Here is a 23,416-nt window from a genome sequence, read left to right as displayed (position 1 = left end):
AGGCCTGACCGACCTCCGCGGGTCCCATCCGATGACCGCCGGCCCCGAACCGACGGCCGCGGGTCTCACCCGATGACCGTGAGCCTGACCCGATGGGCGCGAGCCCGAGCCGACGGGCGCGAGCCCGAGCCGATGGCCGCAGGCCTGACCGACCTCCGCGGATCCCATCCGATGACCGCCGGCCCGAACCGACGGCCGCGGGTCTCACCCGATGACCGTGAGCCTGACCCGATGGGCGCGAGCCCGAGCCGATGGGCGCGAGCCCGAGCCGATGGGCGCGAGCCCGAGCCGATGGCCGCAGGCCTGACCGACCTCCGCGGGTCCCATCCGATGACCGCCGGCCCCGAACCGACGGCCGCGGGTCTCACCCGATGACCGTGAGCCTGACCCGATGCCCGCGGGCCTGACCGACCTCCGCAGGTCCCATCCGATGACCGCCGGCCCGAACCGATGGCCGCGGGTCTCACCCGACCTCCGCGGGTCTCACCCGATGGCCGCAGGCCCGACCCGATCTCCGCGTACCTCACCCGATGTCCGGCGGATCGATCCGTACCCGTACGGCCTCCCCGCTCCCCCGCGCCATCCGCGCGGCCTGCGCCGACTTCAGCGCGGATGCCAGCGCCGCCCCACTTCCCGGCGGCACCCGCACGAGCGCGCGCTCCCAGTGCTCCCCGGGCGGTGGCGCCCCGGTCCGCCTCGGCCGCCCCGGAAGGGTGACCGGCATCGGCACGGGCCCCAACACCTCGGCGTCCGACGGCAGTTCGGCGGTGTGAAGCAACTCCGCGACGGCCTCCGCCGTGCCCGACACCGCGGCCATCCGGGACACCGGCGGAAATCCCAGCTCGGCCCGCTCGGACAGCTCCCGCACCGCGTGTCCGACGGGGTCCCAGCGCACCAGCGCCTGCACCGGCCGCAGCGTCGGCTCGGCGACGACCACCACGGTGCCCCGGTCCCCCTGCGGCCGTACGAGCGCACAGGCACCGATCCACCGGCGCAGCGCATCCTCTCCGGCCCGCAGATCGGGACGGCCCAGCATGGCCCAGCCGTCCAGCAGCAGGGCCGCCGCATAGCCGCCCTCGGCGACGGGTTCGGCCCCGGGTGTGCTCACGACCAGCGCGGGAGTCCCCGGCACCGTGTCCAGCACATGCTCCCGCCCCGAGGTGCGCACCGGTACGGCGGGAAAGGCCCGCCCCAGTTCCTCGGCCGTCCGCCGCGCCCCCACGACCTGGGCCCGCAGCCGGAAGCCGCCGCACTGCGGACAGTGCCAGGCACCTTCCTCGCGACCGCACCACCCGCACCGCAACGCCCCCGCGTCCTGCGCCTCCAACGGCCCGGAGCAGTGCCGGCACCGCGCGGGCGCCCGACACTGGGCACAGGCCATGCGCGGCACATACCCCCGCCGGGGCACCTGCACGAGGACCGGCCCGTGCTTGAGTCCCTCCCGGACCGCCTGCCAGGCAAGCGTCGGCAGCCGGGCGGCACGGGCGGCCTCGTCCCGGGCGAGGTCGCCGTCCCCCACCGTCCGGACAAGGGGCGCGGCCCGCCGCACCTGCTCCCGACCCGCGATCAGGGGGCGCGCCCAGCCGTTCTCCACGAGCTGTGCGGCCTCCACGGTGCAGCTCCAGCCGCCCAGCAGGAAGCCGCACCTGTCCAGGGCCGCGCGCAGCAGGAGCACGTCCCGGGCGTGCGGCTGCGGCGCGTGCTGCTCGCTGTGGCTGTCGTCCCCGTCGTCCCAGATGGCGACGAGTCCGAGGTCCTGCACGGGCGCGAACATGGCGGCCCGCGTGCCGACGACGGCGCGTACGGAACCCCGCCGCACGGCGAGCCACTGTGCGTATCGCTTCTCGGGCCCGGCGTCGGCGGTGAGCAGCGCGTGGCGTCCCTCGCCGAGCAGCGCGGTCAGCGCCGCGTCGACCCGGGCGGCGGCCCGTCCGTCCGGTACGACGACGAGCGCGCCGCGTCCCGAGGCGAGCGTCGCCGCGACGGCCCGCGCGAGCTCCTCGCTCCACTCCGGTCCGGGCAGCGCGTTCCACACGGCGCGGGGCGCGCCGCCCGAGGCCAGCGACTCGACGAAGGCCGGCCCGTGCTCGTACCGGGACCAGGACCCGGCGTCGGGCGCCGCCGGCGGGGGCAGTGGCGAAGGCGAGGGGCGCTGCTCGGCTCGCGCGCTGCGCGGTGGCACGGCCAGTTGCAGCACATCGGCGAGGCTGCCCGCGTACCGGTCGGCGACGGCCCTGGCCAGGCCGAGGAGTTCCGTGCTCAGCACGGGTTCGGGCGACACCACCTGGGCCAGCGCGGCCAGCGGCCCCGAGTAGTCGGACTCGGCCCGCCGCTCCACGAGGAAGCCGTCGATGAGCCCGCCGCCCTCGCGGCGCCCGTCCCGCACGCGGTGCCGGCCGGCCCCGAACCGCACCCGCACCCGCACCCCGGGCTGGGCATCGGCGTCCAGTTCCTCGGGCACGGCGTAGTCGAAGTACCGGTCGAGGTGGAGCACGCCCTTGTCGACCAGCACCCGTGCGACGGGCAACTCCTTGGCGAGCGCGGCCCCGCGCCAGGTCCGGGGCTTGGCCCGCGGCACCTTGGCGCCCCGCACGCTCTCCCGGATGAGCGCGAGCTGCTCCGGCGGCGCCGCTTCGGCCCCGGCGTCCCCCTGCCCGTTCTCGCTGCTCACGCTTGCATTCTTACCAAAAGCCACTGACAACCGACGCCCGCCCGAGATCAACCCGGCCACGGCCGCCGTCAGGCGCTGACTTCTGCCTTGGGCCGCTCGGCCATACCGGTCCAGGACCGGCAGCAGGATTCGAACCTGCGTGGAAATCATTCCGGAAGTTGAAGTACCCGTGACCCTCGCACCGGGCGGCGTCGTTCTCCCGAGATCCAGTCGACAGCGGTCTGTGCAAAGCCAGTTTCACCGCACGCACGAAGCGCACTCCACCGAAGTAACCGCGGTCGTCGCACCGAGAGATCCCCCACCGTAAGGGCGTGACGGAGCGCCCGCGAGCCATTTACCCGGCCGGTGAATCAGCCGGGTCGTGAAACGCCGAGGCCCGGCCCCCGAAGGGAAGCCGGGCCTCGACGGGAAAGCGGCACTCGGGGCTTACAGCCCCGCGGCCTTGCGCAGCGCGTCCACGCGGTCCGTGCGCTCCCAGGTGAAGTCGGGAAGCTCGCGGCCGAAGTGGCCGTACGCCGCGGTCTGGGCGTAGATCGGGCGGAGCAGGTCGAGGTCGCGGATGATGGCGGCCGGACGGAGGTCGAAGACCTCGTCGATCGCCTTCTCGATCTTCTCGGGCTCGACCTTGTGGGTGCCGAAGGTCTCGACGAAGAGGCCGACGGGCTCGGCCTTGCCGATCGCGTAGGCGACCTGGACCTCGCAGCGCGAGGCAAGGCCCGCGGCGACCACGTTCTTGGCGACCCAGCGCATCGCGTACGCCGCCGAACGGTCCACCTTGGACGGGTCCTTGCCGGAGAACGCGCCGCCACCGTGACGGGCCATACCGCCGTACGTGTCGATGATGATCTTGCGGCCGGTCAGACCCGCGTCACCCATCGGGCCGCCGATCTCGAAACGGCCGGTCGGGTTGACCAGCAGGCGGTAGCCCTCGGTGTCCAGCTTGATGCCCTCGTCGAGCAGCGCCTTGAGCTCCGGCTCCACGACGAACTCACGGATGTCGGGGGCCAGCAGCGACTCCAGGTCGATGTCGCTCGCATGCTGCGAGGAGACGACCACCGTGTCGAGGCGGACCGCCTTGTCGCCGTCGTACTCGATGGTGACCTGCGTCTTGCCGTCCGGGCGCAGGTAGGGGATCGTGCCGTTCTTGCGGACGTCCGAGAGGCGCTTGGACAGGCGGTGCGCCAGGAAGATCGGGAGCGGCATCAGCGTCGGCGTCTCGTCCGTCGCGTAGCCGAACATCAGGCCCTGGTCGCCCGCGCCCTGCTTGTCGAGCTCGTCGTCGTCACCCTCGACCCGGGTCTCGTACGCCTTGTCCACACCCTGGGCGATGTCCGGCGACTGCGCGCCGATCGACACCGACACACCGCAGGAGGCGCCGTCGAAGCCCTTCTTGGAGGAGTCGTAGCCGATCTCCAGGATCGTGTTGCGGACCAGCGTCGCGATGTCCGCGTACGTCTTGGTCGTGACCTCACCGGCCACGTGCACCAGGCCCGTGGTGATCAGTGTCTCCACGGCGACCCGGGAGGTCGGGTCCTCGCGCAGAAGCGCGTCGAGAATGGTGTCGCTGATCTGGTCAGCGATCTTGTCGGGGTGACCCTCGGTCACAGACTCCGAGGTGAACAGTCGACGGGACACAACGCTCCCTGGGGTTGCAGCGGCTGCTGGCTGATCATTGTCGGACGACACGGGGGCTGCGCCCGGCGTCGTCCGAGAACAGTTTATCGGTCGTGCCCCGCCACCGGCCCACCCGTCTCGCCTCTCGGGAGCGCTGTGACCTGCGGCACGCGCATTCTGCCCAATGCCGAGCGGCATTGGCCAGTGCCGCCACGCGACAATGTCACCGGGGAAGGCGCCGTCGCATGGCCGAAACGAATCAGCCCAGACGGGGCCCCACCAGGTCCCAGACGATGTCGGCCAGAGCCTCCTTCGGTCCGTGCGGTACGGGCGTCTCACTGCCGTCCGCGCCCAGCACAACGGCCTCGTTCTCCTCGGCACCGAAGGTCTTGCGCTCCCCCACCTCGTTCACCACGAGCAGGTCGCATCCCTTGCGTGCCAGCTTCGCCCGGCCATTGGCGAGGACGTCGTCCGTCTCGGCGGCGAAACCGACAATCACCTGTCCGGGGCGCGCCCGGTCGGCTGAGATCTCCGCGAGGATGTCCGGATTCCGCACCAGCACGACCGGGTCCGGGTCCTGGCCGTCCTTCTTCTTGATCTTCCCCGAGGCGTAGTTCGCGGGCCGGAAGTCCGCGACGGCGGCGGCCATCACCACCGCGTCGGCGTCCGCGGCCGCCTTCAGCACCGCCTCGCGCAGCTGCACGGCCGTGCCGACCGGGACGACGTCCACGCCGGCCGGGTCCGGCAGGCCGGTGTTCGCCGCGATCAGCGTCACCCGGGCGCCCCGCGCGGCGGCCGTACGCGCGAGGGCGTAGCCCTGCTTGCCGGAGGATCGGTTGCCGAGGAAGCGGACCGGGTCGAGGGGCTCACGGGTGCCGCCGGCGGTGACCACGACATGCCGGCCCTTCAGGTCCGGCTCGGTGACGCCCCGGGCCAGCACCCGGCGGCAGACCTCGAATATCTCGGCGGGGTCGGGCAGCCGGCCCTTGCCGGTGTCGACGCCGGTGAGGCGGCCGACCGCCGGCTCGATCACGACGGCGCCGCGGCGGCGCAGCGTCGCCACGTTCTCCCGGGTGGCCGGGTGCTCCCACATCTCGGTGTGCATGGCCGGGGCGAAGACGACCGGACAGCGGGCGGTGAGGAGCGTGTTGGTGAGGAGGTCGTCGGCGAGGCCGTGGGCGGCCTTGGCGAGCATGTCGGCCGTGGCCGGAGCCACCACCACCAGGTCGGCATGCTGGCCGATGCGGACGTGCGGGACCTCGTGGACGCCGTCCCAGACCTCGGTGGAGACGGGGTTGCCGGACAGGGCGGACCAGGTGGCTGCGCCGACGAAGTGCAGCGCGGAGGCGGTCGGGACCACGCGCACGTCATGACCGGACTCCGTCAGCCTCCGCAGCAGCTCACAGGCCTTGTACGCGGCGATGCCGCCGCTGACCCCCAGAACGACCCTTGGCTTGTCCACCGTGGCTCCCCGAACTCGACAACGTACGACGCGATCTCGACAACGTACGACTCAATGCTGCATCACGGGCCGGGAACGACCCCGCACCCCCGAGCACACCACAGGCCCGGCAGTCGCGCTGCCGGGCCTGTGGATAAAGCCAACCGCAATCCGAAAGTACTACTGCGCCGGGCCCTCGATGGCCTCGGACGTCAGCAGACCGGCGTTGATCTCCCGCAGGGCGATCGAGAGCGGCTTCTCGTGGACGTGGGTGTCGACGAGCGGACCGACGTACTCGAGGAGGCCCTCGCCGAGCTGCGAGTAGTACGCGTTGATCTGGCGGGCCCGCTTGGCCGCATAGATCACGAGGCTGTACTTCGAGTCGGTGGCCTCGAGGAGCTCGTCGATCGGCGGGTTGATGATGCCCTCGGGCGCGGTGATGGAAGAGGACACGCTCTACCTTCCGAAAGATGGGAAAAGATCAGACACGATCACACAACGTCCATCAAGGCTAGCAGCTCGCGGGCCACGTCCTCGACGGAGGTGTTGACCAAGGTCACGTCGAACTCCGGCTCGGCCGCCAGCTCGATCTTGGCCGCGTCCAGACGGCGCTCGATCACCTCGGGCGGCTCGGTGCCCCGGCCCGTGAGCCTGCGCACGAGTTCCTCCCAGGAGGGAGGAGCCAGGAACACCAGCTGGGCCTCCGCCATGGAGTCACGGACCTGCCGGGCGCCCTGGAGGTCGATCTCCAGGAGAACCGGCACACCGGCCTCCAGGTGCTCCAGCACCGCCGCACGCGGCGTGCCGTAGCGGTTGCCGGCGAATTCGGCCCACTCCAGCAGCTCGCTGTTGGCGATCAGCTTGTCCATCTCCTCGTCCGTGACGAAGAAGTAGTGGACACCGTGCTTCTCGCCGGGGCGGGGCTGACGGGTGGTCGCCGACACCGAGAGCCAGACTTCGGGGTGTTCCTTGCGCATATGGGCGACGACCGTGCTCTTGCCGACCCCGGAGGGGCCGGAGAGCACGGTCAGCCGCGGACGTTCACTCATGCAGCGATTATTCCAGCAATCCCGGGTTGCCCGGGACGCCGGTCCCGGACTGCCCAGTACTCAGGAACCGGTGCTGCCGAACTCGCGCTCCAGGGAGGCGATCTGGTTGGAACCGAGGCCGCGCACGCGGCGGCTCTCGGAGATACCGAGTCGCTCCATGATCTGCTTGGCGCGGACCTTGCCCACGCCCGGCAGGGACTCGAGCAGGGCGGAGACCTTCATCTTGCCGATGACGTCGTTCTCCTGGCCCTGCTTGATGACCTCGTGAAGAGAGGCGCCGGAGTGCTTGAGTCGATTCTTGACCTCGGCCCGCTCCCGGCGAGCCGCGGCGGCCTTTTCGAGCGCGGCTGCGCGCTGTTCAGGGGTAAGGGGCGGAAGAGCCACGCCTACGTCACCTCGGATGTCGAACTGTCGGATACGGACCGGTGAGGAACCTAGTCGCCCCACACCTGGGGAGCCACGAGCAACACGCTTGCCCGTTCTCCCCCACTACCTAATGGGTGTGGGGGTGTCCCCACTGCTCGGAGACTAGCGGTCGAGACCGCCAGAGTCAGCGAGAACAGCGGAAAAGTCCTGGTCAGCCTCCGTCAGGCCGGACATTTCAGACATACTGCCCCGGATTTGAGGATGTATTCAGACTCAGGACGTCCAGGCGTCCCTCACCGAAACACCCTTCGGACACATACCCAAGCCCCGACGGAGACTCATCGGAGGACTCAGCCGGCCGTCACGGCCGCCCTGATCTCTTCCGCGAAGCGATCCGCGGCCGAACGCAGCGCTCCGACCTCGGGACCGTGACGCAGAACACCCCGGCTGACGTTCGGCACGACATTGCGCACCGCCGCCCCGAAGACCCCGGGAAGATCGGCGGGGGTCGCCCCCTGGGCGCCGATGCCGGGGGCGAGGAGCGGACCGTTGATGTCGAGGTCGTACGACGACAGGTCGCCGAGCGTGGCGCCCACGACCGCCCCGAAGGAGCCCAGGGGCTCCTCCCCCGCGTTCTCGGCCGCCAGGTGGGCCAGCATCGTCGCGCCGATGTTCCGGCCGCCGGCCCGCACCGCGTGCTGCACCTCGCCGCCCTCCGGGTTGGAGGTCAGTGCCAGCACGAACAGACCCGCGCCGCTCTCCCGCGCCAGCGCGATCGCCGGGCTCAGCGAGCCGTAGCCGAGGTACGGCGAGACGGTCAGGGCGTCGGAGAACAGCGGGGCGTCCTTGTGCAGGAAGGCCTCGGCGTAGGCGGCCATGGTCGAGCCGATGTCGCCGCGCTTGGCGTCCATGACGACCAGCGCACCGGCCGCGCGTGCCTCCTCGACGGTCCTCTCCAGGACGGCGACGCCCCGCGAGCCGAAGCGCTCGAAGAACGCGCTCTGCGGCTTGAGCACGGCCACCCGGTCGGCCATCGCCTCGACGACCGTGCGGCTGAACCGCTCCAGGCCTGCGATGTCGTCGTTCAGTCCCCACTCCGTGAGCAGCGACGCGTGCGGGTCGATGCCGACGCAGAGCGGGCCGCGCTCGTCCATGGCGCGGCGCAGGCGTGCGCCGAAGGGCTCCAAGGCGGTCATACCGTCTTTCCTGCCTTCCTTACGTCGGCGCCGACCGCGTCGGCGAGGGTCGCGTACGGGCTCGTACGGAGCCGGGCGGCGAGCCCCTTGTGGATGGCGCGGCCCCAGAAGGGCCCCTCGTAGATGAAGGCGCTGTAGCCCTGGACCAGCGTGGCGCCCGCCAGGATCCGCTGCCAGGCGTCCTCGGCGTTCTCGATGCCGCCCACGCCCACCAGGGTGATCCGGTCGCCCACGCGCGCGTACAGCCGGCGCAGCACCTCCAGGGAGCGCGCCTTCAGCGGGGCGCCGGACAGCCCGCCGGTCTCCTTGACGAGGGACGGGTCCGACTTCAGACCGAGCCCCTCGCGCGCGATGGTGGTGTTCGTGGCGATGATCCCGTCCAGGCCGAGCTCGACGGCCAGGTCGGCCACGGCGTCCACGTCCTCGTCCGCGAGGTCCGGCGCGATCTTCACCAGCAGCGGGACCCGGCGGTGGGACACCGTGCGGTCGGCGGCCTCGCGCACTGCGGTCAGCAGCGGGCGCAGCGCCTCGGTCGCCTGCAGGTTGCGCAGCCCGGGCGTGTTCGGCGAGGAGACGTTGACCACCAGGTAGTCGGCGTACGGCGCGAGCCGCTCGGCGGACTTCACGTAGTCGCCCACGGCCTCCACCTCCGGGACGACCTTGGTCTTGCCGATGTTCACGCCCACGACGGTCCGGAAGACCGGCTCACGGGTCGCGAGGCGGGCGGCGACAGCGAGGGAGCCGTCGTTGTTGAAGCCCATGCGGTTGATCAACGCACGGTCCGGGACGAGGCGGAACAGCCGCTTCCTGGGGTTTCCGGGCTGCCGCTCGCCCGTCACCGTGCCGATCTCGACGTGGTCGAAGCCCAGCATCGCCATTCCGTCGACGGCGACGGCGTTCTTGTCGAAGCCGGCGGCGAGGCCGAAGGGGCCGTGCATCCGCAGTCCGAGCGCCTCCGTCCGCAGCTCCTTGTAGCGGGGCGCGAGGGCGGCCGCGAGGAAGGTGCGCAGCACCGGGACGCGGACGGCGAGGCGGATCCAGCGGAAGGCCAGGTGGTGGGCCTGCTCCGGGTCCATCCGTTTGAAAACCAGACGGAAGAAAAGCTTGTACATGTCGGTGTCCTCATGAAGAGGGGGACACCGTTTTCCGGTGTCCCCCTCAGGGCTGCTAGTCGCGGGCCGCGGTCAGGTGTTCCGCGTGTTCCTGGAGCGAACGCACGCCCACGTCGCCGTGGTTGAGGGCGTCGATGCCCTGGACCGCGGCGGCGAGCGCCTGCACTGTCGTCAGGCAGGGCACGGACCGCGCCACGGCCGCCGTACGGATCTCGTAGCCGTCGAGGCGGCCGCCGGTGCCGTACGGGGTGTTGACGATCAGGTCGACCTCGCCGTCGTGGATGAGCTGGACGATCGTCCGCTCGCCGTTCGGTCCGACGCCCTCCGACTGCTTGCGCACGATGGTGGCGTGGATGCCGTTGCGCTTGAGGACCTCGGCCGTGCCGGACGTGGCCAGCAGCTCGAAGCCGTGCGCGACCAGCTCACGGGCCGGGAAGATCATCGAGCGCTTGTCCCGGTTGGCGACCGAGATGAACGCCCGGCCCTTCGTCGGCAGCGGGCCGTAGGCACCCGCCTGGGACTTGGCGTAGGCGGTCCCGAAGACGGAGTCGATGCCCATGACCTCGCCGGTGGAGCGCATCTCCGGGCCGAGCACGGTGTCCACACCGCGGCCGTGGATGTCGCGGAACCGCGACCACGGCATGACCGCCTCCTTGACGGAGATCGGCGCGTCGAACGGCAGCTCGCCGCCGTCGCCGTTGGCCGGCAGCAGCCCCTCGGCGCGCAGCTCGGCGATGGTCGCGCCCAGGGAGATCCGGGCGGCGGCCTTGGCCAGCGGGACCGCGGTCGCCTTCGAGGTGAAGGGGACGGTGCGGGACGCGCGCGGGTTGGCCTCCAGGACGTAGAGGATGTCGCCCGCCATCGCGAACTGGATGTTGATCAGGCCCCGCACACCCACGCCCTTGGCGATGGCCTCGGTCGAGGCGCGCAGCCGCTTGATGTCGAAGCCGCCCAGCGTGATCGGGGGCAGCGCACAGGCCGAGTCGCCGGAGTGGATGCCGGCCTCCTCGATGTGCTCCATGACGCCGCCGAGGTAGAGCTCGTGGCCGTCGTAGAGGGCGTCGACGTCGATCTCGATCGCGTCGTCGAGGAACCGGTCGACCAGCACCGGGCGCGAGGGGCTGATCTCCGTCGACTCCGCGATGTAGGAGGACAGCCGGGTCTCGTCGTACACGATCTCCATGCCGCGTCCGCCGAGGACGTACGACGGGCGGACGAGCACCGGGTAGCCGATCTCGTCGGCGATGGCCTTGGCCTCGGCGAAGGTCGTGGCGGTGCCGTGCTTGGGGGCCGGGAGGCCCGCCTCGGCCAGCACCCGCCCGAAGGCACCCCGGTCCTCGGCCGCGTGGATGGCCTCGGGGGACGTGCCCACGATCGGCACGCCGTTGTCCTTGAGCGCCTGCGACAGACCCAGCGGCGTCTGGCCGCCCAGCTGGACCACCACACCGGCGACCGGACCGGCCTGCCGCTCCGCGTGGACGATCTCCAGCACGTCCTCGAGGGTCAGCGGCTCGAAGTACAGGCGGTCGGAGGTGTCGTAGTCCGTGGAGACGGTCTCCGGGTTGCAGTTGACCATCACGGTCTCGTACCCGGCGTCGCTGAGCGCGAAGGAGGCGTGGACGCACGAGTAGTCGAACTCGATGCCCTGCCCGATGCGGTTCGGACCGGAGCCGAGGATGATGACCGCGGGCTTCTCGCGCGGCGCGACCTCGGTCTCTTCGTCGTAGGAGGAGTAGAAGTACGGCGTCCGCGCCGCGAACTCGGCGGCGCACGTGTCGACCGTCTTGTAGACCGGCCGGATCCCGAGCGCGTGGCGGACCTCGCGCACGACGTCCTCGCGCAGCCCGCGGATCTCGCCGATCTGCTGGTCGGAGAAGCCGTGCCGCTTGGCCTCGGCCAGCAGCTCCGGGGTGAGCTCGGCGGCCTCGGCCAGCTCGTCGGCGATCTCCTTGATGAGGAAGAGCTGGTCGACGAACCACGGGTCGATCTTCGTGGCCTCGAACACCTCCTCCTGCGTGGCGCCCGCGCGGATGGCCTGCATGACCGTGTTGATCCGGCCGTCGGTGGGCCGTGCGGCCTCGCGCAGCAGTTCGTCCTTGTCCCCGGCGGAGCCCGTCTCGCCGACGAAGGTGAACTGGCTGCCCTTCTTCTCCAGCGAGCGCAGCGCCTTCTGGAAGGCCTCGGTGAAGTTGCGGCCGATGGCCATGGCCTCGCCGACCGACTTCATGGTGGTGGTGAGGGTGGAGTCGGCCTGCGGGAACTTCTCGAACGCGAACCTCGGGGCCTTCACGACGACGTAGTCGAGGGTCGGCTCGAAGGAGGCCGGGGTCTCCCGCGTGATGTCGTTCGGGATCTCGTCGAGGGTGTAGCCGACGGCGAGCTTGGCCGCGATCTTGGCGATCGGGAAGCCGGTCGCCTTGGACGCGAGGGCCGAGGAGCGCGACACACGCGGGTTCATCTCGATGACGATGACCCGGCCGTCCTCGGGGTTCACCGCGAACTGGATGTTGCAGCCGCCGGTGTCGACGCCGACCTCGCGGATGACGGCGATGCCGATGTCCCGCAGGATCTGGTACTCGCGGTCGGTGAGGGTCATCGCCGGGGCGACGGTGATCGAGTCACCGGTGTGCACGCCCATGGGGTCGAAGTTCTCGATGGAGCAGACGACCACGACGTTGTCGTGCTTGTCGCGCATCAGCTCCAGCTCGTACTCCTTCCAGCCGAGGATGGACTCCTCCAGGAGCACCTCGGTGGTCGGCGAGAGGGTCAAACCCTGGCCTGCGATGCGGCGCAGCTCGTCCTCGTCGTGGGCGAAGCCGGAGCCGGCGCCGCCCATCGTGAAGGACGGGCGGACGACGACCGGGTAGCCGCCGAGCTGCTCGACGCCCGCGAGGACGTCCTCCATGGAGTGGCAGATGACCGAGCGGGCGGACTCGCCGTGGCCGGTCTTCTCCCGGACCGCCTCGACGACCAGCTTGAACTGGTCGCGGTCCTCGCCCTTGTGGATGGCCTCGACGTTGGCGCCGATCAGTTCGACGCCGTACTTGTCCAGGACGCCGTTCTCGTGCAGCGAGATGGCGGTGTTGAGGGCCGTCTGGCCGCCCAGGGTGGGCAGCAGCGCGTCCGGCCGCTCCTTGGCGATGATCTTCTCGACGAAGTCCGGGGTGATCGGCTCGACGTAGGTGGCGTCGGCGATCTCCGGGTCGGTCATGATCGTCGCCGGGTTGGAGTTCACGAGGACGACGCGCAGGCCCTCGGCGCGCAGGACGCGGCACGCCTGGGTGCCGGAGTAGTCGAACTCGGCGGCCTGGCCGATGACGATCGGGCCGGAGCCGATGACCAGGACGGACTGGATATCGGTGCGCTTAGGCACGCTGGCCCTCCATCAGGACTGTGTCCATCAAAGACGTGAAGCGGTCGAACAGGTAGGCGGCGTCGTGCGGACCCGCGGCTGCTTCGGGGTGGTACTGGACGCTGAAGGCCGGCTTGTCGAGGAGCTGGAGGCCCTCCACCACGTTGTCGTTGAGGCAGACGTGGGAGACCTCGACGCGGCCGAAGGGGGTGTCGGAGACCTGGTCGAGCGGGGCGTCCACGGCGAAGCCGTGGTTGTGCGCGGTGACCTCGACCTTGCCGGTCGTGCGGTCCTGCACCGGCTGGTTGATGCCCCGGTGGCCGTACTTCAGCTTGTAGGTGCCGAAGCCGAGCGCGCGGCCGAGGATCTGGTTGCCGAAGCAGATGCCGAAGAGCGGGGTTCCGCGCTCCAGGACCGCCCGCATGACGGAGACGGCGTGGTCGGCGGTGGCCGGGTCGCCGGGGCCGTTGGAGAAGAACACACCGTCAGGGTTGACGGCGTAGACGTCCTCGGCGGTCGCCGTGGCGGGCAGCACGTGCACCTCGATGCCGCGCTCGGCCATGCGGTGCGGGGTCATGCCCTTGATGCCGAGGTCGACGGCGGCGACGGTGTACTTCTTCTCCCCGATCGCGGGGACGACGTAGGTCTCCTTGGTGGCGACCTCGGCGGAGAGGTCGGCGCCCTCCATCTCGGGGGCCTGGCGCACCTCGGCCAGCATCGTGCCCTCGTCGGGCAGCGCGTTGCCGGAGAAGATGCCGACGCGCATGGCGCCGCGCTCGCGCAGATGGCGGGTGAGGGCGCGGGTGTCGATGCCGCTGATGCCGACGATGCCCTGGTGGCGCAGTTCCTCGTCCAGTGACCGCTTGGCGCGCCAGTTGGAGGGCACGCGCGCGGGGTCGCGCACGACGTAACCCGCGACCCAGATCCGCTTGGACTCGGGGTCCTCGTCGTTGACGCCGGTGTTGCCGACGTGCGGGGCGGTCATCACGACGACCTGGCGGTGGTACGACGGGTCGGTGAGGGTCTCCTGGTAGCCGGTCATGCCGGTGGAGAACACGGCTTCGCCGAAGGTCACCCCCGCGGCCCCGTAGGCGCGGCCGCGGAAGATCCGGCCGTCCTCCAGGACGAGTACGGCGGGAGCTGCCTTGTGCCTCTGCGAGGCGGCTCCCTTGATGGAGGTCGTCATCGTTCGGCGCCTTCCGTGCTGTTTGTCTTGATCATGGAGTTGATGGCGTCGACCCACTCGTTGTGCTCGGCCGCGCGGTCGGAACGGAAGCCGGAGTCGATCAGCCGGTCCCCGTGGGCCCAGGTGACCACGAGCAGGCCGCCCTCGGTGAGGACCTTGCCCGCAATGCCCTTGTCGAGCCGGGCCTCACGCAGCGCGGCGGCGGGGACGAAGAAGTCGGCCGCCGCGGGGCGTACGACGTCGAGGCCCGCGTCCGTCAGGGTGAGCTCGGCCCGGCTGCGGGTGCCGAGGCCGTGGGCCACGATGCGGTCCAGCCACTGCCCGGCGGTGGTGGAGCCGTGGTAGCGGCCGCTCATGCTCAGTCTGGCCGGGCCGAGGTCGTCCGGCGCGCTGGGCAGCTCCGGGATGTCGCCCTGGAGGGTGCCCCGCCACTTCCAGCCCTCGCGCATCAGCCAGTAGACGAGCGCGACGAACAGGACGAGTCCGACCAGCCAGCCGGCGCGGGCGGCCCAGTCGGTGACCTCGGCCGACTTCTTCTCGGCCAGGTCGGCGGCCAGCAGGATTACAGGTGTCACGTGAGCTTCCCGTCGACGAGCGTCGCCTTGCCCCGCAGCCACGTGTGGGTGACACGGCCCGGCAGCTCACGTCCCTCGTACGGGGTGTTGCGGCTGCGCGAGGCGAAGCCCGCGGGGTCCACCTGGCCACGGTATGCGGTGTCGACGAGCGTGAGGTTGGCGGGCTCGCCTGCCGAGACGGGACGGCCGTGGCCCTCGGCCCGTCCGATCCGCGCGGGCTTGACGGACATGCGGTCGGCGACGCCGGCCCAGTCCAGCAGGCCCGTGTCGACCATGGTCTCCTGGACCACCGACAGCGCGGTCTCCAGGCCCACCATGCCCATGGCGGCCGCGGCCCACTCGCAGTCCTTGTCCTCGTGCGGGTGCGGGGCGTGGTCGGTGGCGACGATGTCGATCGTGCCGTCGGCGAGCGCCTCGCGCAGGGCCAGCACGTCGCGCTCGGTGCGCAGCGGCGGGTTGACCTTGTACACCGGGTTGTAGGTGCGCACCATCTCGTCCGTCAGGAGGAGGTGGTGCGGGGTCACCTCGGCGGTGACGTCGATGCCGCGGGACTTGGCCCAGCGGACGATCTCGACGGACCCGGCGGTCGACAGGTGGCAGATGTGGACGCGGGAGCCGACGTGCTCGGCGAGCAGGACGTCGCGGGCGATGACCGACTCCTCGGCGACGGCCGGCCAGCCGCCCAGGCCGAGCTCGGCGGAGACGACGCCCTCGTTCATCTGGGCGCCCTCGGTCAGCCGCGGCTCCTGCGCGTGCTGGGCGACGACGCCGCCGAAGGCCTTCACGTACTCCAGTGCGCGGCGCATGATCACGGCGTCGTCGACGCACTTGCCGTCGTCGGAGAAGACGGTCACGCCAGCCGCCGACTCGTGCATCGCGCCCAGCTCGGCGAGCTTCTTGCCCTCCAGACCGACGGTGACGGCGCCGATGGGCTGCACATCGCAGTAGCCGTGCTCCTGGCCGAGCCGGTAGACCTGCTCGACGACGCCGGCGGTGTCGGCGACCGGGAAGGTGTTGGCCATGGCGAACACGGCCGTGTACCCACCACTGGCGGCGGCACGCGTGCCGGTCAGCACGGTCTCGGAGTCCTCGCGGCCCGGCTCGCGCAGATGGGTGTGCAGGTCGACCAGGCCCGGCAGCAGCACCTTGCCTGCGGCCTCCACCACCTCCGCGCCGTCGGCGCTCAGTCCGACGCCGACCTCGGCGATCGTCTCGCCGTCGATCAGCACGTCCTGCGGCTCGCCGCCGAGCACCTTCGCACCACGGATCAGGATCTTGCTCATGGGTCCTACTTCTCCTCGAGGGTGCGGGCGTGGGTGACGGCGGGTTCGTTGCCGCCCAGCAGCAGATACAGAACGGCCATCCGGATGGAGACTCCGTTCGCCACCTGCTCGACGACGGTGCAGCGCTCGGAGTCGGCGACCTCGGCGGTGATCTCCATGCCGCGGACCATGGGGCCGGGGTGCATCACGATGGCGTGCTCGGGCATCTTGGCCATGCGGTCGCCGTCGAGGCCGTAGCGCCGCGAGTACTCGCGCTCGGTCGGGAAGAAGGCGGCGTTCATGCGCTCGCGCTGCACGCGGAGCATCATCACGGCGTCGGACTTCGGCAGGGTGCTGTCGAGGTCGTACGACACCTCGCAGGGCCAGTTCCCGACGCCGACCGGCACCAGCGTGGGCGGGGCGACCAGGGTGACCTCCGCGCCGAGGGTGTGCAGCAGGTCGACGTTGGAGCGGGCGACGCGGCTGTGCAGCACGTCCCCGACGATGGTGATGCGCTTGCCGGCGAGGTCCTGGCCGAGCCCGGCGTCCCGGCCGATCAGCCGGCGGCGCATGGTGAAGGCGTCGAGCAGGGCCTGGGTGGGGTGCTGGTGGGTGCCGTCACCGGCGTTGATGACGGCCGCGTCGATCCAGCCGGAGTTGGCCAGGCGGTAGGGGGCTCCGGAGGCGCCGTGCCGGATGACGACGGCGTCGACGCCCATCGCCTCCAGGGTCTGGGCGGTGTCCTTCAGGGACTCGCCCTTGGAGACGCTCGACCCCTTGGCGGAGAAGTTGATGACGTCCGCGGACAGACGCTTCTCCGCGGCTTCGAAGGAGATCCGGGTCCGCGTGGAGTCCTCGAAGAAGAGGTTGACGATCGTGCGGCCGCGCAGGGTCGGCAGCTTTTTGATCGGCCGGTCGGCGACCCGGGCCATCTCCTCGGCGGTGTCGAGGATCAGGACGGCGTCGTCGCGGGTGAGATCGGCGGCCGAGATGAGATGACGCTGCATCTGTCAGGCTCCGTAAGGCAGTTCAGGTTTTGGGAGATTCCGGGCAGGCAGGGGCGCGGGTGCGGGGCGTACGGCGGGTGCCGTACGCCGGTGCGCTACTGCTGCTCGCCCGGGGCGGCCGGCTTCGCACCGAGCAGCACGGTGTCGCGACCGTCCTCCTCGGCGAGCTGGACCTTGACCGTCTCCCGCAGCGACGTGGGGAGGTTCTTGCCGACATAGTCGGCGCGGATGGGCAGTTCGCGGTGGCCGCGGTCGACGAGGACCGCGAGCTGGACCGCCCGGGGGCGCCCGATGTCGTTCAGGGCGTCGAGGGCGGCGCGGATCGTGCGGCCGGAGAAGAGCACGTCGTCGACGAGGACGACCAGCCGGCCGTCGATGCCGTCACCGGGGATGTCGGTGCGGGCCAGCGCACGAGGCGGGTGCATGCGCAGGTCGTCGCGGTACATGGTGATGTCGAGGGAGCCGACCGGGATCTTGCGGTCGGTGACCTCTTCGAGCTTGGCGGCGAGCCGCTGGGCGAGGAAGACGCCCCGGGTCGGAATGCCGAGGAGCACCACATCGTCGGCGCCCTTGGCGCGCTCGACGATCTCGTGGGCGATACGGGTCAACACCCGTGCGATGTCGGGCCCTTCGAGAACGGGCCGCGCATCGGACGCTTGAATGTCCTGCTTGTCCATACGAAACGGACCTCCTTCTCCGCCTCACGGGACGGACCTTAAAGGACGTCGGATTTGCGCCATCCACGGTAGCAGGTCGCGGCGACGCCCCTGATCACCCCTATGGCGTAATGAGTCACCGCTACCACGGAAGAGTCGGTGTGGACCATTCGGCTTGACGCGCGGGTGTCACGCTGCGTAACCTCACAGTGAGTTACCAGCCGCGCGGCTCGGAACCACAGCCGGCCGCGTCGACACAGTGTCCGGGGAGCCATATGTCCAGCGAATACGCCAAACAGCTCGGGGCCAAGCTCCGGGCCATCCGCACCCAGCAGGGCCTTTCCCTCCACGGTGTCGAGGAGAAGTCCCAGGGACGCTGGAAGGCGGTCGTGGTCGGTTCGTACGAGCGCGGCGACCGCGCCGTAACCGTGCAGCGCCTTGCGGAGCTGGCCGATTTCTATGGTGTTCCGGTGCAGGAGCTGCTTCCGGGCACCACCCCGGGCGGCGCGGCCGAGCCGCCGCCGAAGCTGGTCCTGGACCTGGAGCGGCTCGCCACGGTCCCGGCCGAGAAGGCCGGCCCCCTGCAGCGGTACGCGGCGACGATCCAGTCCCAGCGCGGCGACTACAACGGCAAGGTGCTGTCGATCCGGCAGGACGACCTCCGCACACTCGCCGTCATCTACGACCAGTCGCCCTCGGTCCTGACCGAGCAGCTGATCAGCTGGGGTGTCCTGGACGCGGACGCGCGCCGTGCCGTGGCCACCCACGAGGAGAGCTGAGCCCGCTCAGCACTTGAGCAGAAACGTGCCGCCGGGGTGGCCGGAACTTCACGGTTCCGGCCACCCCGGCGGCTTTCTGCGGGCCTCACAGGGCTCACACGTACGAAGACGCCAGAGGGCCCGCAGCAGTCGTGCTGCGGGCCCTGTGGCGTCTGTACCGCTGAGGCCTTCGATGCCTCTTGGGCCTCGTTCCGGCTTACGCCTCGTCCCGGCGCAGCGAGGGCTTGAGCTCCTTCAGCCGCCCGAGCAGGCCGTTGACGAACGAGGGCGACTCGTCCGTGGAGAACTCCTTCGCCAGCTGCACCATCTCGTCGAGGACGACGGCGTCCGGGGTCTCGTCGACCCAGATCAGCTCGTACGCACCCAGCCGCAGGATGTTGCGGTCGACGACCGGCATGCGGTCGAGCGTCCAGCCGACCGCGTACTGGGCGATCAGCTCGTCGATGCGCCGCACGTGCTGCGCGTAGCCCTCGACCAGCTGCATCGTGTACTCGCTCACCGGCGGCTGCCGGTCGTCGGTCCGGGAGAGCCGGATCCAGTCCGCGAGGACCGTCAGGACACCGGCCCCGCGCTGATCGCCCTCGAAGAGGATCTGGAAGGCGCGCTTGCGGGCCGTGTTACGGGCAGCCACGGTTAGCTGTTCACCCGGCCGAGGTAGTCGCTCGTACGGGTGTCGACCTTGATCTTCTCACCGGTGGTGATGAAGAGCGGGACCTGGATCTGGTGCCCGGTCTCCAGGGTGGCGGGCTTGGTGCCACCGGTGGAGCGGTCGCCCTGGACGCCCGGCTCGGTCTCCTGGATGGTCAGCTCGACGGCGGCCGGGAGCTCGACGAAGAGCACCTCGCCTTCGTGCTGGGCGACGACGGCCGTGAAGCCCTCGATCAGGAAGTTCGCGGCGTCGCCGACGGTCTTCCGGTCGATGTGCAGCTGGTCGTACGTGTCCATGTCCATGAAGACGAAGTACTCGCCGTCCATGTACGAGAACTGCATGTCGCGCTTGTCGACAGTGGCCGTCTCGACCTTGACGCCGGCGTTGAAGGTCTTGTCGACCACCTTGCCGGACAGCACGTTCTTGAGCTTGGTGCGCACGAAAGCGGGGCCCTTGCCGGGCTTGACGTGCTGGAACTCGACGACGGACCAGAGCTGGCCGCCTTCGAGCTTGAGCACCAGGCCGTTCTTGAGGTCGTTCGTGGAAGCCACGGTTGCGGAATCTCCTGGACTGACGTGGACGACCCCGGGGCACGCACCTGCCTAGAGGGCGAGCAGCTCCTTGGTCGTGATGGTGAGTAGCTCGGGTCCGCCGTCCGCCTCGGGGCGCACGACGAGCGTGTCATCGATCCGGACACCGCCCCGGCCCGGGAGGTGGACCCCCGGTTCGACGGTGACCGGCACGCAAGCGTCCAGTTTACCCATGGCTGCGGGAGCCAACTGCGGGTCCTCGTCGATTTCGAGTCCTACCCCATGTCCCGTGAGCGGCTGCAGGCCTTCTCCGTACCCTGCCGAATCCAGTATCTGCCGTGCGGCCCGGTCCACGTCACGGTAGGCCGCACCGGGTGCCAGGGCCTCCCGGCCGGCCCGCTGAGCGGCGAAGACCAGGTCGTACAGCTCGATCTGCCAGTCGGCCGGGGACGTACCGATGACGAAGGTACGGCCGATCTCGCAGCGATAGCCGCGATAGGTGGCGCCCAGACAGACGGAGAGGAAGTCGCCCTCCTCGACGCGCCGGTCGGTGGGGCGGTGGCCGCGGCGGCCGGAGTTCGGCCCGGTGGCCACGGAGGTGGGGAAGCCGGGGCCGTCGGCGCCGTGGTCGACGAGCCGCCGCTCCAGTTCCAGGGCGAGGTGCCGTTCGGTGCGGCCGACCAGGATGGACTCCAGGAGTTCGCCCAGCGCCTGGTCGGCGATCTCGGCGCCGATCCGCAGGCAGGAGATCTCCTCCTCGTCCTTGACGACCCTGAGCTGCTCGACGGCTCCGCCGAGGTCGGCGAGGCGCAGCTCGGGGGCGGTCGAGGCGAGCGCCCGGTGGCGGCTGACCGTGAGGTGGTGTTCCTCGACGGCCATGGAGTCGGCGTCCTGGGCCGTGGCGAGCCCGGCTGCCGCGACCGCCGGGTCGCCTCCCCTGGCGGACAGGATGTGCACCCTCAGGTTCTCGTCCGGCCGCCCTTCGCAGGGGCGGTCGTCGGGCGGGTCGGCGCACACCAGGAGATCCTCGCGTCTGCCGAGCAGCAGCACGGCACCCTGCGGGGACGCGCCCGCGAGGTACCGCACGTTGGCGGGGCATGACACCAGCGCGGCGGGGCTGCCGCCGGCGTTGCAGCGTTCTTTGAGCCTGGCTCGGCGGGCCGCGTACACCTCTGACATGACACGAGCGTAGGAGCGGTGGGCGGATTGTGCCGGTTGGGAGGGTGCGGTCGGGGGACGGGGTGGGTTCGGCCGCGAAGTGCGGGGGGCGGCGGCGCCCCTGGCTACCAGTTCGGGGGGCTGGCTATCGCCCTGGCCAGGACGTCGTCCAGGACCCGTGCCGTGGCCGGGACGTCGAGCTGGGAGTTGTCGATGATCGGGAGGCCCGAGCCGTACCAGCCGGCCATGCGGCCGTGGATGCGGGCGACCTCCTCGTCGGTGAGGCGGCGGTTGCCGGTGCGCTCGGCGTTGCGCTCCAGGACGATGTCCAGGCCGGGCAGCAGGACGACGGGGAGCAGGCCGGGGCCCACATGGCGCTTCCAGCCGCCGAGGCCGACGACCGGGCGGTCCGGGAAGACCGCGTCGTCGAGGATGCACGAGATGCCGTTGGCCAGGAAGTTCCGGGCGGCGAAGCCGCAGGTGCGGCGGGCCAGGCGGTACTGCGCCTCGGAGTGGTCGTTCCAGCCGGACTGGGGGTCGGCGAAGCCCGAGCGGACCCATTCGCGCACGTCGTCGAGGCTGATGTGGGCGGTGGGGACCCGGCGGTGGTCCGCCCAGTACTTGGCCACGCTCGTCTTGCCCGCACCCGCCGGGCCGATCAGCAGCACGGCCAGCGTCGTGGCCGTCGGGTCGGGCGCGACCGCGGCGGGCGGCGCGCTGGGCATGGCGACGGGGCCGCCGGGCGGCAGTGGCACATGGCCGGTGGTGTCGGGCGTCGACGGAGCGGGAGCGTGCTGCGGGACCGGGGGCTGCGGGGGTGCGGGCGGCATCGGTCCGGACGGGATTCCGGCGCCGGTGAAGCCCGGCGCCGGTGGCGGTGGAGGCACGGGTGCGGGACCCTGGTGGGCTCCCGGGTGGTGCGGACCCGGGTGGTGTGCGGCCGGCGACCAGCCGGCGGCCGGTCCCTGCCCCGGCTGAGGGGGCTGCGGCAGCGGAGATCCCACTGCGTGCTGCATCCGGTGCCACTCCGTCTCGTTCTTCTTGCTCGGTCCACCACTCGCCGCGGGCAATTGGTGCTGGCAGCGGGCGTGGACCCGCTCTCCCCCACAGCCTAAAGGGCGTGGGAGGGGCCCCCATCCGAACGGTACCGCCCCCGGTCGTCGTTTGGTGAAACGACCGGGGGCGGTGCAAAGTGCCCGCCTGCGAAGGCGATTCGGGCAGAAGGAACGTCGGGGGACTTACTGGCCCACTTCTCCGTACGCGGCGAGAAGTACGGCCGGGTCGGGACCCTCCAGGACGGTCGGCTTGGCGAGGCCGTCGAGAACGATGAAGCGCAGCAGGTCGCCGCGGGACTTCTTGTCGACCTTCATCGTCTCCAGCAGCTTGGGCCACTGGTCGTGGCGGTAGTGCAGCGGCAGCCCGACGGCCTCCAGGACCGTGCGGTGACGGTCGGCCGTCGCGTCGTCCAACCGGCCCGCCAGGCGGCCGAGTTCGGCGGCGAAGTGCATACCGACCGCGACCGCGGCGCCATGCCGCCACGTGTAGCGCTCGTTCTTCTCGATCGCGTGGCCGAGCGTGTGGCCGTAGTTGAGGATCTCGCGCAGGCCCGACTCCTTCAGGTCGGAGGAGACGACCTCCGCCTTGACCCGGATCGACCGCTCGATCAGCTCGGCCGTGTGCGGGCCCGCCGGGGTGCGCGCCGCCTCGGGGTCGGACTCGATGAGCTCCAGGATCACCGGGTCGGCGATGAAACCGGCCTTGATGATCTCGGCGAGCCCGGAGACGTAGTCGTTGACGGACAGCGACTCCAGCGCGGCCAGGTCGCACAGCACGCCCGTCGGCGGGTGGAAGGCGCCGACGAGGTTCTTGCCCTCGGCCGTGTTGATGCCGGTCTTGCCGCCGACGGCCGCGTCGACCATGGCCAGCACGGTCGTCGGGACCGCGATCCAGCGGACCCCGCGCAGCCAGGTCGCGGCCACGAATCCGGCGAGGTCGGTGGTCGCGCCGCCGCCGACGCCGACGATCACGTCGCTGCGGGTGAACCCGGACTGGCCGAGCGCCTTCCAGCAGTAGGCGGCGACCTCGGCGGTCTTGGCCTCCTCTGCGTTGGGCACCTGGATGGCGACGGCCTCGTAGCCCTGTCCGGCCAGGTCGGCCCGCAGGGCGTCGCCCGTCTCCGCGAGGGCCTCGGGGTGGATCACCGCGACCCGCTTGACCCGGTCACCGATCAACCCGGCGAGTTCACCCAGGAGTTGACGGCCCACCAGGACCTCGTACGGCTCGGTGCCCGCCGTGCCGCCGACCTGGATCCGCGTCACTGCCTCGCTCATGCTTCCTTCAACTCCAGTGCGTCCAACGCTGCTTGGGTGACCTCTTCGGGTGTACGGCCGTCCGTGGACACGACCGCCGTGGCGACCCCCTCGTACAGGTGCCGCCGCGCCTCCATCAGCTCGCGCCACTGCTTGCGCGGGTTGACCGCGAGCAGCGGCCGGGCCACGTTCAGACCGGTCCGCCTGACGGCCTCCTCGACGTCCATCGAGAGGTAGACCACCCGGTTCCCGGCGAGCAGCGCACGGGTGTCCTCGTCGAGGACGGCGCCGCCGCCGAGCGCGAGAACGCCCTGGTGCTCGGCGAGCGCGGTGTGCACCGCCCGCTTCTCGATCGCGCGGAAGGCGGGCTCGCCGTCCTCCACGAAGATGTCGGCGATGGTCCGGCCCTCGGCGGCCACGATGTCCTCGTCGGTGTCCCGGTAGCCGACGCCCAGCCGCTCGGCGAGCAGCTGCCCGACCGTGGACTTGCCGACACCCATCGGA

21 protein-coding genes are annotated in these 23,416 nt (G+C 70.9%); 1 reads left to right on the top strand and 20 read right to left on the bottom strand.

The features are described from left to right. Positions 1 to 523: 523 nt before the first annotated feature. The 14 genes from ACFY1J_RS19660 to pyrR all read right to left on the bottom strand — a co-directional run bounded on the left by ACFY1J_RS19660 (position 524) and on the right by pyrR (position 17,508). On the bottom strand, positions 524 to 2,671 hold the full coding sequence (locus tag ACFY1J_RS19660; RefSeq protein ID WP_390731577.1) for a primosomal protein N': 2,148 nt from the start codon (positions 2,669 to 2,671) through the stop codon (positions 524 to 526). 426 nt (positions 2,672 to 3,097) lie between these two features. Continuing rightward, positions 3,098 to 4,306, bottom strand: coding sequence for a methionine adenosyltransferase (metK, locus tag ACFY1J_RS19655; RefSeq protein ID WP_390731576.1), 1,209 nt, complete (start codon positions 4,304 to 4,306; stop codon positions 3,098 to 3,100). 238 nt (positions 4,307 to 4,544) lie between these two features. Beyond that, entirely contained in the window at positions 4,545 to 5,747 is a 1,203-nt protein-coding gene (gene coaBC, locus ACFY1J_RS19650) for a bifunctional phosphopantothenoylcysteine decarboxylase/phosphopantothenate--cysteine ligase CoaBC (protein WP_390710828.1), read from the bottom strand. A gap of 159 nt (positions 5,748 to 5,906) precedes the next feature. Continuing rightward, positions 5,907 to 6,179, bottom strand: coding sequence for a DNA-directed RNA polymerase subunit omega (gene rpoZ / locus ACFY1J_RS19645; protein WP_005319902.1), 273 nt, complete (start codon positions 6,177 to 6,179; stop codon positions 5,907 to 5,909). Between the two features lie 38 nt (positions 6,180 to 6,217). Further along, positions 6,218 to 6,775: a guanylate kinase gene (gene gmk / locus ACFY1J_RS19640; RefSeq protein ID WP_390731575.1), complete on the bottom strand. Its 558-nt coding sequence runs from the start codon at positions 6,773 to 6,775 to the stop codon at positions 6,218 to 6,220. Positions 6,776 to 6,835: 60 nt separating this feature from the next. After that, positions 6,836 to 7,159 (bottom strand): integration host factor, encoded by a 324-nt coding sequence (locus tag ACFY1J_RS19635; RefSeq protein WP_003977346.1) that lies wholly within the window; start codon positions 7,157 to 7,159, stop codon positions 6,836 to 6,838. Between the two features lie 332 nt (positions 7,160 to 7,491). Beyond that, positions 7,492 to 8,337 carry an orotidine-5'-phosphate decarboxylase gene (gene pyrF / locus ACFY1J_RS19630; RefSeq protein ID WP_390710830.1) on the bottom strand — a complete coding sequence of 282 codons (846 nt, stop codon included), beginning with the start codon at positions 8,335 to 8,337 and terminating at the stop codon, positions 7,492 to 7,494. Then, entirely contained in the window at positions 8,334 to 9,449 is a 1,116-nt protein-coding gene (locus ACFY1J_RS19625; protein WP_390731574.1) for a quinone-dependent dihydroorotate dehydrogenase, read from the bottom strand. The genes pyrF and ACFY1J_RS19625 overlap by 4 nt, the downstream gene beginning before the upstream one ends. Positions 9,450 to 9,504: 55 nt before the next feature. Further along, the gene (gene carB / locus ACFY1J_RS19620; protein WP_390731573.1) at positions 9,505 to 12,822 is read right to left on the bottom strand and encodes a carbamoyl-phosphate synthase large subunit; all 3,318 of its coding nucleotides are present in this window, start codon (positions 12,820 to 12,822) and stop codon (positions 9,505 to 9,507) included. After that, positions 12,815 to 13,987: a glutamine-hydrolyzing carbamoyl-phosphate synthase small subunit gene (gene carA / locus ACFY1J_RS19615; protein ID WP_390731572.1), complete on the bottom strand. Its 1,173-nt coding sequence runs from the start codon at positions 13,985 to 13,987 to the stop codon at positions 12,815 to 12,817. The genes carB and carA overlap by 8 nt, the downstream gene beginning before the upstream one ends. After that, complete coding sequence (locus ACFY1J_RS19610; protein ID WP_390731571.1) at positions 13,984 to 14,562, bottom strand: hypothetical protein; 579 nt, start codon at positions 14,560 to 14,562, stop codon at positions 13,984 to 13,986. The genes carA and ACFY1J_RS19610 overlap by 4 nt, the downstream gene beginning before the upstream one ends. Further along, a complete protein-coding gene (locus tag ACFY1J_RS19605; protein ID WP_390710835.1) occupies positions 14,559 to 15,845 on the bottom strand; it encodes a dihydroorotase in 1,287 nt (428 codons plus the stop codon). The genes ACFY1J_RS19610 and ACFY1J_RS19605 overlap by 4 nt, the downstream gene beginning before the upstream one ends. Before the next feature lie 5 nt (positions 15,846 to 15,850). Further along, entirely contained in the window at positions 15,851 to 16,831 is a 981-nt protein-coding gene (locus ACFY1J_RS19600; protein WP_263206597.1) for an aspartate carbamoyltransferase catalytic subunit, read from the bottom strand. 95 nt (positions 16,832 to 16,926) lie between these two features. Next, positions 16,927 to 17,508, bottom strand: coding sequence for a bifunctional pyr operon transcriptional regulator/uracil phosphoribosyltransferase PyrR (pyrR, locus tag ACFY1J_RS19595; protein WP_363296842.1), 582 nt, complete (start codon positions 17,506 to 17,508; stop codon positions 16,927 to 16,929). A gap of 254 nt (positions 17,509 to 17,762) precedes the next feature. Between pyrR and bldD the strand changes: the two genes are divergently transcribed. Beyond that, positions 17,763 to 18,266, top strand: a complete 504-nt coding sequence (bldD, locus tag ACFY1J_RS19590) for a transcriptional regulator BldD (protein ID WP_086170636.1) — start codon at positions 17,763 to 17,765, stop codon at positions 18,264 to 18,266. 196 nt (positions 18,267 to 18,462) lie between these two features. Here the strand turns inward: bldD and nusB are convergent, their stop codons facing one another. The 6 genes from nusB to ACFY1J_RS19560 all read right to left on the bottom strand — a co-directional run bounded on the left by nusB (position 18,463) and on the right by ACFY1J_RS19560 (position 23,412). Next, positions 18,463 to 18,897: a transcription antitermination factor NusB gene (gene nusB / locus ACFY1J_RS19585; protein ID WP_390710836.1), complete on the bottom strand. Its 435-nt coding sequence runs from the start codon at positions 18,895 to 18,897 to the stop codon at positions 18,463 to 18,465. A gap of 2 nt (positions 18,898 to 18,899) precedes the next feature. Next, positions 18,900 to 19,466: an elongation factor P gene (gene efp / locus ACFY1J_RS19580; RefSeq protein WP_046726575.1), complete on the bottom strand. Its 567-nt coding sequence runs from the start codon at positions 19,464 to 19,466 to the stop codon at positions 18,900 to 18,902. Between the two features lie 51 nt (positions 19,467 to 19,517). After that, a complete protein-coding gene (locus ACFY1J_RS19575) occupies positions 19,518 to 20,624 on the bottom strand; it encodes an aminopeptidase P family protein (RefSeq protein WP_390710837.1) in 1,107 nt (368 codons plus the stop codon). A 104-nt stretch (positions 20,625 to 20,728) separates the two neighbouring features. Beyond that, complete coding sequence (locus tag ACFY1J_RS19570; RefSeq protein WP_390710838.1) at positions 20,729 to 21,619, bottom strand: Pro-rich N-terminal domain-containing protein; 891 nt, start codon at positions 21,617 to 21,619, stop codon at positions 20,729 to 20,731. A gap of 222 nt (positions 21,620 to 21,841) precedes the next feature. Then, positions 21,842 to 22,933 (bottom strand): 3-dehydroquinate synthase, encoded by a 1,092-nt coding sequence (aroB, locus tag ACFY1J_RS19565; RefSeq protein WP_390710839.1) that lies wholly within the window; start codon positions 22,931 to 22,933, stop codon positions 21,842 to 21,844. After that, positions 22,930 to 23,412: a shikimate kinase gene (locus tag ACFY1J_RS19560; RefSeq protein ID WP_390711026.1), complete on the bottom strand. Its 483-nt coding sequence runs from the start codon at positions 23,410 to 23,412 to the stop codon at positions 22,930 to 22,932. The genes aroB and ACFY1J_RS19560 overlap by 4 nt, the downstream gene beginning before the upstream one ends. Positions 23,413 to 23,416 lie beyond the last annotated feature (4 nt).

It is taken from the genome of Streptomyces sp. NPDC001406 (assembly GCF_042895285.1).
Taxonomy (GTDB): Bacteria; Actinomycetota; Actinomycetes; order Streptomycetales; family Streptomycetaceae; genus Streptomyces.
This window is presented reverse-complemented; position numbering and strand designations above follow the sequence as displayed.

Bases quoted from the DNA above. Each gene is read 5' to 3' on its own strand.
- pyrR (WP_363296842.1), bottom strand. From the start codon at position 17,508: ATGGACAAGCAGGACATTCAAGCGTCCGATGCGCGGCCCGTTCTCGAA.
- aroB (WP_390710839.1), bottom strand. From the start codon at position 22,933: ATGAGCGAGGCAGTGACGCGGATCCAGGTCGGCGGCACGGCGGGCACC.
- ACFY1J_RS19570 (WP_390710838.1), bottom strand. From the start codon at position 21,619: ATGCAGCACGCAGTGGGATCTCCGCTGCCGCAGCCCCCTCAGCCGGGG.
- gmk (WP_390731575.1), bottom strand. From the start codon at position 6,775: ATGAGTGAACGTCCGCGGCTGACCGTGCTCTCCGGCCCCTCCGGGGTC.
- carA (WP_390731572.1), bottom strand. From the start codon at position 13,987: ATGACGACCTCCATCAAGGGAGCCGCCTCGCAGAGGCACAAGGCAGCT.
- ACFY1J_RS19560 (WP_390711026.1), bottom strand. From the start codon at position 23,412: ATGGGTGTCGGCAAGTCCACGGTCGGGCAGCTGCTCGCCGAGCGGCTG.
- ACFY1J_RS19605 (WP_390710835.1), bottom strand. From the start codon at position 15,845: ATGAGCAAGATCCTGATCCGTGGTGCGAAGGTGCTCGGCGGCGAGCCG.
- ACFY1J_RS19575 (WP_390710837.1), bottom strand. From the start codon at position 20,624: ATGTCAGAGGTGTACGCGGCCCGCCGAGCCAGGCTCAAAGAACGCTGC.
- ACFY1J_RS19625 (WP_390731574.1), bottom strand. From the start codon at position 9,449: ATGTACAAGCTTTTCTTCCGTCTGGTTTTCAAACGGATGGACCCGGAG.
- bldD (WP_086170636.1), top strand. From the start codon at position 17,763: ATGTCCAGCGAATACGCCAAACAGCTCGGGGCCAAGCTCCGGGCCATC.
- pyrF (WP_390710830.1), bottom strand. From the start codon at position 8,337: ATGACCGCCTTGGAGCCCTTCGGCGCACGCCTGCGCCGCGCCATGGAC.
- ACFY1J_RS19600 (WP_263206597.1), bottom strand. From the start codon at position 16,831: ATGCAGCGTCATCTCATCTCGGCCGCCGATCTCACCCGCGACGACGCC.